Source organism: uncultured Empedobacter sp., assembly GCF_937930195.1.
In the GTDB taxonomy this organism is placed as follows: Bacteria; Bacteroidota; Bacteroidia; order Flavobacteriales; family Weeksellaceae; genus Empedobacter; species Empedobacter stercoris.
Genome location: NZ_CALGVK010000163.1, coordinates 1 through 12,567 on the forward strand (window position 1 = coordinate 1; position 12,567 = coordinate 12,567).

The 12,567-nt window shown below is 33.9% G+C and carries 12 protein-coding genes; 6 read left to right on the plus strand and 6 right to left on the minus strand.

Features of this window, described 5'->3' with window-relative positions; genetic code table 11:
* Positions 1-48 precede the first annotated feature (48 nt).
* Positions 49-1,110: an acyl-CoA reductase gene (locus Q0616_RS09305; RefSeq protein WP_298775777.1), complete on the minus strand. Its 1,062-nt coding sequence runs from the start codon at positions 1,108-1,110 to the stop codon at positions 49-51.
* A 62-nt stretch (positions 1,111-1,172) separates the two neighbouring features.
* On the opposite strand from Q0616_RS09305, the gene Q0616_RS09310 reads away from it, so the two are divergent.
* Complete coding sequence (locus Q0616_RS09310) at positions 1,173-1,523, plus strand: 4Fe-4S dicluster domain-containing protein (RefSeq protein ID WP_171623537.1); 351 nt, start codon at positions 1,173-1,175, stop codon at positions 1,521-1,523.
* A 179-nt stretch (positions 1,524-1,702) separates the two neighbouring features.
* On the opposite strand, the gene gldG is transcribed toward Q0616_RS09310, so the two are convergent.
* Genes gldG through Q0616_RS09330 form a run of 4 tightly spaced genes read right to left on the minus strand, consistent with a single transcriptional unit; the run spans position 1,703 to position 5,528 of the window.
* Positions 1,703-3,370, minus strand: coding sequence for a gliding motility-associated ABC transporter substrate-binding protein GldG (gldG, locus tag Q0616_RS09315; protein ID WP_225542794.1), 1,668 nt, complete (start codon positions 3,368-3,370; stop codon positions 1,703-1,705).
* 4 nt (positions 3,371-3,374) lie between these two features.
* Positions 3,375-4,103, minus strand: a complete 729-nt coding sequence (locus tag Q0616_RS09320) for an ABC transporter permease subunit (RefSeq protein ID WP_286496605.1) — start codon at positions 4,101-4,103, stop codon at positions 3,375-3,377.
* 1 nt (position 4,104) lies between these two features.
* Positions 4,105-4,653, minus strand: coding sequence for a CopD family protein (locus Q0616_RS09325; protein WP_171623540.1), 549 nt, complete (start codon positions 4,651-4,653; stop codon positions 4,105-4,107).
* Positions 4,654-4,685: 32 nt separating this feature from the next.
* Positions 4,686-5,528 carry an SAM-dependent chlorinase/fluorinase gene (locus tag Q0616_RS09330; RefSeq protein WP_171623541.1) on the minus strand — a complete coding sequence of 281 codons (843 nt, stop codon included), beginning with the start codon at positions 5,526-5,528 and terminating at the stop codon, positions 4,686-4,688.
* A gap of 76 nt (positions 5,529-5,604) precedes the next feature.
* On the opposite strand from Q0616_RS09330, the gene Q0616_RS09335 reads away from it, so the two are divergent.
* Positions 5,605-6,579 carry a PhoH family protein gene (locus tag Q0616_RS09335; protein ID WP_171623542.1) on the plus strand — a complete coding sequence of 325 codons (975 nt, stop codon included), beginning with the start codon at positions 5,605-5,607 and terminating at the stop codon, positions 6,577-6,579.
* A gap of 71 nt (positions 6,580-6,650) precedes the next feature.
* Here the strand turns inward: Q0616_RS09335 and Q0616_RS09340 are convergent, their stop codons facing one another.
* A complete protein-coding gene (locus tag Q0616_RS09340) occupies positions 6,651-8,177 on the minus strand; it encodes a YifB family Mg chelatase-like AAA ATPase (protein ID WP_171623543.1) in 1,527 nt (508 codons plus the stop codon).
* A 108-nt stretch (positions 8,178-8,285) separates the two neighbouring features.
* On the opposite strand from Q0616_RS09340, the gene Q0616_RS09345 reads away from it, so the two are divergent.
* The 4 genes from Q0616_RS09345 (at position 8,286) to Q0616_RS09360 (ending at position 12,473) form a co-directional block, all read left to right on the plus strand.
* Complete coding sequence (locus Q0616_RS09345; RefSeq protein WP_171623544.1) at positions 8,286-8,759, plus strand: cytidine deaminase; 474 nt, start codon at positions 8,286-8,288, stop codon at positions 8,757-8,759.
* A 56-nt stretch (positions 8,760-8,815) separates the two neighbouring features.
* Complete coding sequence (pdhA, locus tag Q0616_RS09350; protein ID WP_171623545.1) at positions 8,816-9,820, plus strand: pyruvate dehydrogenase (acetyl-transferring) E1 component subunit alpha; 1,005 nt, start codon at positions 8,816-8,818, stop codon at positions 9,818-9,820.
* A 5-nt stretch (positions 9,821-9,825) separates the two neighbouring features.
* Entirely contained in the window at positions 9,826-11,433 is a 1,608-nt protein-coding gene (locus Q0616_RS09355; RefSeq protein ID WP_286496606.1) for a pyruvate dehydrogenase complex dihydrolipoamide acetyltransferase, read from the plus strand.
* A gap of 98 nt (positions 11,434-11,531) precedes the next feature.
* On the plus strand, positions 11,532-12,473 hold the full coding sequence (locus tag Q0616_RS09360) for a YihY/virulence factor BrkB family protein (protein WP_171623547.1): 942 nt from the start codon (positions 11,532-11,534) through the stop codon (positions 12,471-12,473).
* The last annotated feature ends 94 nt before the right edge of the window (positions 12,474-12,567 follow it).

Consider the following 12,567-nt stretch of genomic DNA (forward strand, 5'->3'; position numbering starts at 1 on the left):
TAACATCTAACATCTAACATCTAACATCTAACATCTAACATCTAACATTTATAACTCCGCCAAAAACTTTAGTGTATCTATATTATCAGCGTAATCGGTTAATTTCGGGAATTGTGTTTGTCCAAAATTAACATAATTCGGATTGTCTTTCATATCATTTCCAACCACACATTGTATTTGATCTTCATTTTCTCTCAAAAAGTTTTTAACTTCATTTATGTCTTGATAAACTTCAAAATTTATCACAGCTATCGCAGAATGCAAAGAAGTATCTTTTTTCATCATAACAAAATTATTGTCCAAGAATTCATCTTTTCCTAATAAATAAATGGCACGATTATAATCGTAATTATTCGCATACTTCGGATGATTGATGATGTCGCCCCAATGTAAAATAGCTTCATAAACTCTATGCAATTGTGCTTCATCTTTTATATAAAGTTTGGTTACATTACGACAGCCTAAACCAAAATAGATGAACAAATCGTTTCCTAATTCTTTTAATTCTTCTTCCGTTTCTGTACCATTCAAAACCGCAACAGAAGTTCTGTTTTTACGAATAATGTTCGGTACTTTTCCAAAATATTGCTCAAAATAACGTGCTGTATTGTTACTACCTGTCGCAATAACTGCATCGAAATCGACTAAACGTTCAATTGGTTGAATAATTGATTTGAAATTTTCGTTTAACGAATGAAGAAATTTAATCACAAATTTCATTAATTTATCATCTTTCGAAGATGTTTTAATCAAGGCATTATTTCCAGATACAACAACAGAAAGCAAATCATGAAAACCGACCAAAGGTAAATTTCCTGCCATGATAATTCCAACATTTTTTGGCGTATCCGTAAAGGGATAATTTTTTGTCCAAGCCAATAAATGATCAGTCGTCAAAGCTTCAGCCCAACTTTTCAAGGCTAACATAATATTTTCTTTTGTAAACCAATTGTTGTAGGCTTCTGCATCGCTAATTGTATAGTCTATTTCTTCTTTCCATTTTCCGAATTTTTCTGTTAGTTCGTTGTCTTTAATCGAATCATTATTTATAATAAAATTAAAAAACTGTCCTAATTCGCTAAATGCTGAAATCCTTTGTTCAAATGTCATTTTTTCTGAAAATTAAATGTAATTTTGTATTTGCAAATGTAGGAAATAAAAAAACAGATACAATGGCTATAATTATTACAGATGAGTGTATAAATTGTGGAGCTTGCGAACCAGAATGTCCAAATAATGCAATTTATGAAGCTGCGGTAGATTGGAAATATTCTGACGGAACTTCTCTAACAGGAACTATTGTAAACGTAGACGGTGTTACTTTTGATGCTGATGCGGTACAAGATCCTGTTAGTGATGAGGTTTATTACATTGTTCCAGATAAATGTACTGAATGTAAAGGTTTCCACGAAGAACCACAATGTGCAGCGGTTTGTCCTGTGGATTGTTGTGTGCCTGATGATAACCACGTAGAAAGCGAAGAACGTCTTTTGAGTAAAAAAGCGTTTATGCACTTAGAGTAAAATCGTCACAACTTTACATATAAAAACCTCAAGTTATAAGCTTGAGGTTTTTTTGTTTATATTTTTTTGGGCAATCCCTTCGGGTCGGGCTTTACGTTGCAATCTTTTTCTAAAGAAAAAGGATTTCCACTACAATCCCTATTGCGAATTTTGCTAAACGTATACTACCTACAATATCATTATGAATATCTTCTTTTTCTAATAAAGTAACCAATTCCACCTAAAAGCGCAATAATAAAAGTCGGAACAATTAAATTAATCATTTGCCAAGTCGATTTCTCTTGTAAAACAGTTGTTTCACTCAACAACGGAATTTCTAATTTACGATTTCGTAAAGCCAAGAAATCAGCATCGCCTAAAAGGTAATCCATCGCATTCATCACAAAAGTTTGGTTGGCGTATGTTTTTGGCTTTCCATCTGGATTGTCTGGACGAACCGAAAATTTATTTTCTCCCAATTGCATTGGAATGCCTCTCCATAAAGCATTTTTTAAGACATCTCCATCCGAAATAACAATCATTTTTCCATCTGTTGCTTTTGGTTTAAAATTCGGGAATTCTTTGCGTTCGTATCGTGATGCATAAGCCGAATTAAAGTTTCCTTCTACTAAAACAGCCATCGGAATTTTACCCATTTTAAATTCTTCGGGATTTTCGATGTCTACTTCATTTAGTTCAATGTAATTTAATGCAGGTTTCAAACTCGATTGTTCAGAAGTACTTAATAATACAGTCTGTTTAATATTCGGATTTTTTAACAATTCGATTGGATTCGCAAATTGAAATAAAACAGGATCAATTGAACTTGTAATGGGATTTTCTTCACCTTTTATTCCCAATTCGAAATAAGGCCAATTGTAATAATTGTAACTTGTGTTTCCTGCTGTTTCACCATCTGCCAAAACAATTTGCGCACCATTCATGTCTTTGATTACCGCAGGATGAATACGTACACCATAATTAAACAAGAAATCATTCAATTTCAAATCTCTTGGAAAGGCAACTATTTTTCCACTTCGAAAAATAGAATCCATTTCGGCATCAACTGTTTCAACAGCCATCATCATTTTTCCTCCATTCATGATATATTGATCCAAAACCAATTTATCCATATCAGAAAAAGGTAATGTTGGTTTAGCAACAATCAAGGCATCAAAACGTTTCAAGCTATCCAAGTCAGATGGTTGAAATGAGAACGTTTTATTTACAATCGGATTTAGGTAGACTTCTACGTCGTATTTCTCCGATAAAGCAGTTCCTAAACCTTGAATATGAACTTCTGGTAATTCGTCGTGATGAACGATAAAACCAACTCGTTTGCGTTCGAAATTTGTTGCTTTCTGAATTTTTTCAGCAAATAAATATTCTAATTTTTCTGTTGAAGCTAAGGCTAATTGCTCAAATGGAGTAGAAGGATCGTTGACCAAAACCTCCATATAAGTAGAATGATCATCGTATGTTAATTTGGCATAAGGATAAACATTCAATACACCTTTGTCCGTTTTAATCGGAACAGGCGTTAATCTATTTTGTTCCAATTCCGTTTGACCTAAATCGATAGGATCAACAAAAGAATAGGTAATATTGCTATTTTTTTCGCGAAGTTCGTCTAACAAAAATTGAATTTCGTTCTTCAAAATTCTGTAATCGCCTGTTAAATCTCCACCCAAAAGGATTTCAATTTTAAGCGGTTGTTTTACATTTTCTACTAATTTTTCGGTTGTAGAAGTTAAGGTAAAACGTTTGTCTTTCGTCATATCAATTCGTGTATAAACAAATTGAGCGATGACAAAAAGTGTGATTAATGCAACGAAAGTAATTAGATGTTGTTTGTTTAATTTTTTCATGGCACTATTTTTTATGTTCAAGATTAACAATTGAAATTTGATTTAGGATTCCAATTAAAATCAAAAAGTAAAGTAAATCTCGGGTGTCAATAATTCCTTTCAAGAATTGGTTGTAATGTGTAAAACTTCCAATTTTTTGAACATAAAAATCCATCGATCCAAGTAAATTATATGACGCTAAACTTTCGAATCCATAGAAAATGATGAAACAAAAGAAAACGGCTAAAACATACGCCATTACTTGATTTTTTGTGATTGATGAGGTGAATAAACCTATCGCAGCAAATAAACTTCCTATCAAGAAAAGCCCCAAATAACCAGCGTAAATAGTTCCGTAATCTAATTCTTGTTCAGGCATCAAAAACTCTTGTAACGTAATGGTGAACAAAAAAGTTGATAGTAAACAGAAAATAACAATTGAAACAACTGCTAAATATTTGCCCCAAATAATTTGATTTTTTTTTATAGGTAGTGTGAATAACCACAATAAAGTGCCGTTTGCGTGCTCTTCTGCAATTAGTTTCATCGTTAAGGCTGGAATCATAAATAAGAAAATCCAAGGCGCTATAAAAAAGAAACTACTTAATGAGGCATTTCCTGTATTAAAAACATTGAATTCGTTATCGAAAAACCAAAGAAATAATACCGAAACGATTACGAAAGTAGCGGTAGCTAAATAAGCAGTGAAGCCTAAATAAAAATTGGAAAATTCTTTTTTGAAGATTGTCCACATATTACTTTTTATTATTACGATTAATTAAACGCACAATAAGCATAAGTATTACACCAGAACCAAAGAAACTGATTATAGACCAATACCAATATTCTCCAAACATCGATTTTTGAATAACGGCAAATACGATAGAAAACAGTAAAATTGTTGCGACTTCATTCATCATTCGTAATTGAACAGAAGTGTATTTGAAAATGTTGTTCTGAATTTGTTTCAATGTTCGCCAACACCAAAAATGGTAAATTAATAAAACACTCACCATTCCCAATTTACTTTTCATCCATGGCAAGTGTAGTAAGCCTTGATTCTTGTAAAGCATATTTAGTCCCATTGTCACCAAAATTATCAAAGCTGGAACTGTAATTACATTCCATAGTTTTTTTTCCATGAATGTATATTGATCCTGCAAAATAGATTTTTTCGGTTCTTCCATTTGTTGTGTTTCGGTGTGATAAATCATCAAACGAACAACATAAAACAAACCAGCAAAGTAACTTACCACGAAGATAACGTGTATTGCTTTGTAAATAAAATAATTATAGGGTTCCATTTAATTTTCTAACTCTCTTTAATTTCTCTGCGTTAATTTTCAAATTCAATTGTAATTGTATCATTTTTCTTTAATCCCATTAATTGATTTGCTCCTCCCGAAATAGTTGGGTTACTTTTGTAAAGCGTAACTTCTAAGAAACCAGCCGAATTGAACAAACACAATGTACGACCAAAAGCTTGTACCTCTTTGTTGAAATCTTGTACCACTTCATGGTAATGCTCGTAAATGACCGTAATATCTGTCATCGAAAAATCTTTTTGACGTAATAAGATTTTGAATTTTCTATCTTGCGCCATTTCATCAAAAAACTCTTTCGAAATATTTGTCACAAGATTCCCAAAATGATCAATATAAATCACATTACCAATGATAAATTTATCATCGCGGTAAATAGGATTTAATTCGTTCAGTTGTTTCATTTCTGTTCGTTTATTCCCTAACAAAGCAGGAACACCACCGCGAGCCAAATGACAAGCAACAGGGACAAAACAGTTTTTCATTGGGAACAAACTATCAATTCCTTCAGGATAAGCTGTGATTTCGTAAATTTCTTCAGGTTGATTTTTTTGACAAATCAATGATAAAATTCCGTTATCTGCACAGATAAAATAATGATGATTTATCAAGGCGCAAATTGGTTTCTGAAAAGGTGTGCTTAATGCATTAATTCCAACAATATGAATGGTTCCTTCTGGGAATTCTTCGTAGGAATTACGAATGATGTAAGCTGCTTCAGCTAAATCGTATGGATTAACATGGTGTGAAATGTCTACAATTGTAACATCGGCCAATTCTTTTAGAATTGCGCCTTTAACGCTAGAAACAAAGTAGTCTTTGACTCCAAAATCCGATGTTAATGTAATAATTGCCACTATTCTGTAATAATTAGCAAATATATTGTTTATTATTCTTTATTTTTGTGTAAATGAACCAAAAAAACAATCTCATTTGACAGAAATTAACATAGAATTAGCGGAAATTAATGCGCAAGATTTTTATGGTGCTAATAATGAACATCTAAAAAGAATCAAAGAATATTATCCAAAACTGAAAATTGTTGCTCGCGGAAGAGAATTAACAGTCTTTGGAAATGAGGATGTTCTGAAAATTTTTGACCAAAAAATGCAACGAGTTATTCAGCATATTCACAAATATAATCGACTATCTGATCGTGAACTTGAAATTATCATGACCGAAGATAATAATGAAATGCTTCAAATGAAAAAAGAAGATGAAATCATTGTTCACGGTGTAAATGGTAAAATGATTAAACCTCAAACGCCTAATCAACACAAATTAGTGCAAACGGTTTATAATAAAGATATGGTATTTGCGATAGGTCCTGCCGGAACTGGAAAAACCTATACAGCAGTTGCCTTAGCTGTACAAGCGTTGAAGAATAAAGAAGTGAGACGAATTATCATGACACGTCCTGCAGTGGAAGCTGGCGAAAATTTAGGTTTTTTACCAGGCGACATGAAAGATAAGTTAGATCCATATTTACAACCATTGTATGATGCGTTAAAAGATATGATTCCGTTTGAGAAACTTTCTACTTACACCGAAAAAGGAGTGATAGAAGTTGCACCTTTGGCATTTATGCGTGGACGAACATTAGATGATGCTTTTGTAATTTTAGATGAAGCTCAGAATACAACTTATGCGCAGATGAAGATGTTTTTGACGCGTATGGGGAAAAATTCTAAGTTCATAATCACTGGAGATCCTGGTCAAGTTGATTTACCTCCAAAACAAAAATCTGGTTTACGTGAAGCGATTAATATATTGAAAGACGTAAAAGATATCGGTTTTATTTATTTAGATGATAAAGATGTTGTTCGACATAAAATTGTTCGTGAAGTCTTGAAAGCTTATAAAATAAGCGAAGACAAAGAACGCGAGAAAATAGATATCAAAAAGTAAATCAAAAAGCCAATTGTTTGCAAACGCAATTGGCTTTTTAATTTAATACATTCGTTTTTACTTACCGCTTCTTACATCCACTGATTTCGATCCAAACTTCGATATTGAATAGCTTCGCTGATATGTTTAGAAAGAATAGTTTCAGAATCGTCCAAATCTGCAATTGTTCGCCCAACTCTAATAATTCGATCATAGGCACGAGCAGAAAGATTTAATTTTTCCATCACCACTTTGATTAAATTTTTGGAATGTTCGTCCAACTCACAAAAAGCATCTAATTCTTTTGGTCCCATTTGCGAATTGTAATGAGTTTTTGAATTTATAAATCGTTTGGTCTGAATTTTTCGTGCATTAATCACACGATTTCGAATTGTAGCACTCTTTTCTCCACGTCGTTCTTGTGATAAATCATCAAATGGAACAGGATTAACTTCGATATGTAAATCGATTCGATCCAATAAAGGGCCAGAAATTTTGTTCATATAACGTTGCATTTCTGTTAGTGTTGAGGTGTTATTCGGATCATCCATGAAATAACCACTTGGGCTGGGATTCATCGAAGCGATTAACATAAAACTTGCAGGATAATTCACGGTGAATTTTGCTCTCGAAATAGTTACTTCTCGATCTTCTAAGGGTTGTCGCATAACCTCTAAAACTGTACGTTTAAACTCAGGTAATTCATCCAAAAATAAAACCCCGTTATGTGCCAAAGAAATTTCTCCGGGTTGAGGATAAGATCCTCCTCCAACCAAAGCTACGTCAGATATAGAATGGTGTGGAGATGAGAATGGGCGACTTACAATCAACGATTTGTTGGATAATTTTCCAGCTACGCTATGAATTTTGGTCGTTTCCAATGCTTCGTTAATTGTCATCGGTGGAAGAATCGAAGCAATACGTTTTGCTAACATTGTTTTTCCACTTCCAGGAGGTCCAATCAAAATAATATTATGACCACCAGCTGCGGCAATTTCCATGGCGCGTTTTACATTTTCTTGTCCTTTTACATCTGCAAAATCAAACGGATAATTTTCAATTTCATGAAAAAAAGCTGCGTTCAAATCAACTTGATGAGGTTGCAATTCGATCTCGTGATTGAAAAAGTGAACAACTTCCTGTATATTTTCAATGGCATAAACATGAATGCCTTCTACGACAGCTGCTTCATCGGCATTTTGTTTGGGTAAAATAATTCCGTCAAAACCTTCCTCTTTTGCTTGTATTGCAATCGGTAAAGCACCTTTTATAGGACGCAAAGAACCGTCAAGAGAAAGTTCTCCCATCATAATGTAGTTTCCAACTTCTTCAGATTTTATTTGTTCCGATGCAGCTAAAATTCCAATTGCAATAGGTAAATCATAAGCAGAACCTTCTTTCTGTAAATCGGCAGGAGCCATGTTAATGGTGATTTTTTTTCCAGGTAACTTTAAGTTACAATTTTTTAATGCTGCATTAATTCTAAAATTACTTTCTTTGATTGCACTATCGGGTAGACCGACCAGATGATAACCAACACCTTGATCGATATTTACTTCGACAATAATGGTTTGAGCGGAAACACCGAAAATAGCACTTGCAAAAATTTTTACCAACATATCTTATTTTTTTATAAATTTACTTCCTTTTTCTAATTAATAAAATAGATAAAAGGACTTAAGTATTTAATAATTAATTAAATGAAAACACTTTAGTGTTTAATCTATATGAAAAAAGAAAAATATTCTTTTGAATTTGATCGATTCGAAAATAAAAATGAGCTTGAGGCTGAACAAAAAAAAGTAGTTGATCAAGCTTTAGAAATCTCTCATCAAGCCTATGCACCTTACTCTAATTTTAAAGTTGGTGCCGCGGTTCAATTAGAAAATGGAGAAATTTTTTCGAGTTCAAACCAAGAAAATGCTTCTTACCCTGTTGGTGCTTGTGCTGAAAGAGGTTTGTTGGCTTATGTAAATGCAAACTTTCCTAATATTAAAATAGAAAAATTAGCCGTTTCTACACCAAATGTCAACTACCCATTACCGCCCTGTGGAATGTGTCGTCAGTATATTTTAGAAATCGAAAAGAAACAAGCGCAACCAATCGAATTAATCTTATCCGGAAACGAAGGTGAAGTTTTAGTGGTTAATTCTGCTAAAGATTTGCTCCCATTGCATTTTACAGATGAATTTTTAGGGTAGCAATTTTGCACACTAAATAGATTAGTTTAAATTTGTTCCAACGGAATTGTGCAATTATGGAAAAATTAACGCAAGAAACGTACCTACAATGGTATCGTGATATGACTTTTTGGCGTCGCTTCGAAGATAAGTGTCGTTCATTATATTTAAAACAAAAAATTAGAGGTTTCTTACATTTATACAATGGACAAGAAGCTTTACCAGCTGGTTTTATTCATGCAATGAAGCCTGGTGTAGATCATGTGATTACAGCGTATCGTTGCCACGTTTGGCCAATGGCTTTGGGAGTAGATCCTAAGCGTATCTTAGCCGAATTATGTGGAAAAGAAACAGGAACATCTCATGGTTTAGGAGGTTCTATGCACGTTTTTAGTAAAGAACATAATTTTTATGGTGGACACGGAATCGTAGGTGGACAGATTCCATTAGGAGCAGGTATTGCTTTTGGTGATAAATTCTTCAACCGCGATGGTGTAACAATTTGTTTGATGGGAGATGGTGCAACTCGTCAAGGAACATTACATGAAACATTTAACATGGCGATGAACTGGAAATTACCAGTAGTTTTTGTGTGTGAAAATAATCAATACGCGATGGGTACTTCTGTTTCTCGTACAGCTAACCATGAAGATATTTGGAAATTAGGTTTAGGTTATGAAATGCCTTGTATGCCTGTAGATGGTATGGATCCTGTAAAAGTTGCGGAAGCTGCTTACGAAGCGATTGAAAGAGCGCGTCGTGGTGATGGACCAACTTTCTTAGATGTTCGTACATATCGTTATAGAGGTCACTCAATGTCAGATGCAGAACCGTATCGTACAAAAGAGGAGGTAGAAGAATACAAACAAGAAGATCCAATCTTGAATGTAGAAAATCATATCTTAGTGAACAATTGGGCAACGAAAGAACAATTGGATGCAATTGTTGATGAAGTAAAAGTTTTAGTAGAAGAATGTGCAGAGTTTGCAGAAAAATCTGACTATCCTCAAGAAAACGTAATGTATGATTATATCTATTCTGAAGAAAATTATCCATTTTTAGATAAAATCGAAAACAACTAAAAACCATGGCAGAAATTATTACAATGCCTCGCTTAAGCGATACAATGGAGGAAGGAACTGTTGTAAAGTGGCACAAAAATGTAGGAGATAAAGTAGCTGAGGGAGACATCTTAGCAGAAATCGAAACAGATAAAGCAATCCAAGAATTCGAATCTGAATTTGATGGAGTACTTTTATATCAAGGAATAGCAGAAGGTGTTTCAACAAAAGTTGATGAAATCTTGACTATTATTGGTCAAGAAGGTGAAGATATTTCAGGCTTAATCACTGCTGGGAATTCTACAAATGAAAATAAAGTGGAAAAAGAAGAAATTAAAGAATCTCCCAGCTCTGAAAAATCAACCGCTCAACCTACTGCAGCAATTCCTGAAAATGTTGAAGTAATTACAATGCCTCGTTTATCGGATACGATGGAAGAAGGGACCGTAGTTGTTTGGCACAAAAATGTAGGAGATACAGTTGCTGAAGGAGATATTCTTGCAGAAATTGAGACAGATAAAGCAGTACAAGAATTCGAATCTGAATTTGACGGTGTTTTATTGTATCAAGGTGCGAAAGTAAACGAACCAGCTCCAGTGGATACGGTTTTAGCAATTATTGGTGAAGCGGGTACTGATGTTTCTGCTATTGTAGCAAATGGTGGTAAAAATGCAGCTCCTACTACTGAAATTGTAGAAGAAGATGAAAAACCAGTTGTTGTACAGTTGGATGTAAACAATAAAGTAGAAGAGACAACTTCTTCTGATAGAATTTTTGCATCTCCATTGGCAAAAACAATTGCAAAAGATAAAGGAATTAATTTAGCTGAGGTAAAAGGTTCTGGAGATAATGGACGTATCGTGAAAAAGGATATCGAAAATTATCAACCATCCGCACAACCAAAAGCTGAACCAAAATTTGAAGTTGTTAAACCTGCTCAAGCTTTTGTTTCTGGCGAAGATAAAGTGATTCCAAATTCTCAAATGAGAAAAGTAATTGCAAAACGTTTAGCAGAATCTAAATTTACAGCTCCTCATTATTACTTAAATATTGAGTTAGATATGGATAATGCAATTGCTGCGCGCAAACAATTAAACTCGGTGCCTGATACGAAAATTTCATTCAACGATATGATTGTGAAAGCATGCGCAATAGCTTTACGCAAACATCCAGCGGTTAATTCAACTTGGACAGATACAGAAATTATTCAGCATGGAGACATCAATATCGGTGTGGCAGTTGCGGTAGAAGATGGTTTATTAGTACCTGTTGTTAAAAATACAGATCAAAAATCATTTGCTCAAATTTCTGCTGAGGTCAAAGATTATGCAGGTCGTGCAAGAGATCGCAAATTAAAAGCAGATGAAATGGAAAAATCTACATTCTCTGTTTCAAACTTAGGTATGTTCGGAATCGAATCATTTACTTCGATTATCAATCAACCTAACTCTTGTATTTTATCTGTTGGTGCAATCATCGAAAAACCAGTTGTAAAAGACGGTCAAATAGTCGTTGGTAATACCATGAAATTATCTTTAGCTTGCGATCACCGAACAGTGGATGGAGCAACAGGAGCTCAATTCTTACAAACATTAAGAATGTATATCGAGAACCCTGTAACTATGTTAGTGTAATCATTATATTTATTATATGTATAAAAGACCATTCATCGAATGGTCTTTTTTTTGCAGTCACTTTTCTAATTTGTATCTTTATTTTTTAAAATCATTGGATGAAGCAACTCATATTTTACTTCAATATCATAAAGCAAACGATTATCGAATTTGGTGAAGATCGAATAATGAAACTTAGTGCATCACTTACTTATTATGCTTTATTTTCGCTTTCTCCTCTTATATTGATTGTCATTTCGAGTGCAAGTTTATTTTTTAAAAAAGATGCCATCGAAAACAGAATGTATTATGAATTAAAAAATATTGTTGGTCCAGATGTAGCCTTAGCTGTTCAAAACTTTGTGGCGAACTCTACCATTTCAGGCGATAGTTCACTGGCTTTATATATAGGTATCGGAATTTTAGTCTTTGGTTCTACCACTATGTTTACCGATATGCAAGATAGTCTCAATCTTATTTGGCGTGTCGAGGCGGTTCCTCGTCGAGCGTGGATCAAACTTGCAATCAATCGCGGACTATCTTTTCTGATCATTCTTTCTTTAGGTATCGTGTTAATTGGTACTGTTATTCTCAATAGTGTTTTGGTGTCGTTTGGTGAAGAAATCTTCAGTCTTTTCGAGCTCGATGCAATAATGACCAAGACAACCGTTATTCTTCTTAATAATACGTTGAGTATTTCGATTTCAATTTTGATTTTCTACATCCTTTTCAAAATTCTACCAGACGCACGTATCAAAGCAAAACCAGCTTTTGTTGGAGCAGTATTCACAGCTATTTTATTTTTTATCGCAAAATACCTAATCGGAATTTACATCGCCAATTCCAAATATTCTTCCATTTTTGGCTCAGCAGGTTCACTTGTTATTCTGTTATTGTGGATTTATTACGTGGCAACCATCCTATATTTTGGAGCGAAATTCACAAAAGTTTTCGCTGAAGCCAAAGGTTACCCAATCATTCCGAAGAAAAATGCTAAACTTAGAAAAGTATCGTTTATTGATCATCAACTCGATAAAAAAGATTATGAAAGTATAGATTAGTGACTAATTTATTTCGCTTCGCGAAACCTTTCCCGAGTTCATAACCCAAAAGTAGCCGCTGCCCATTTGCTTGATTCAGCAAATCGTCACCGCC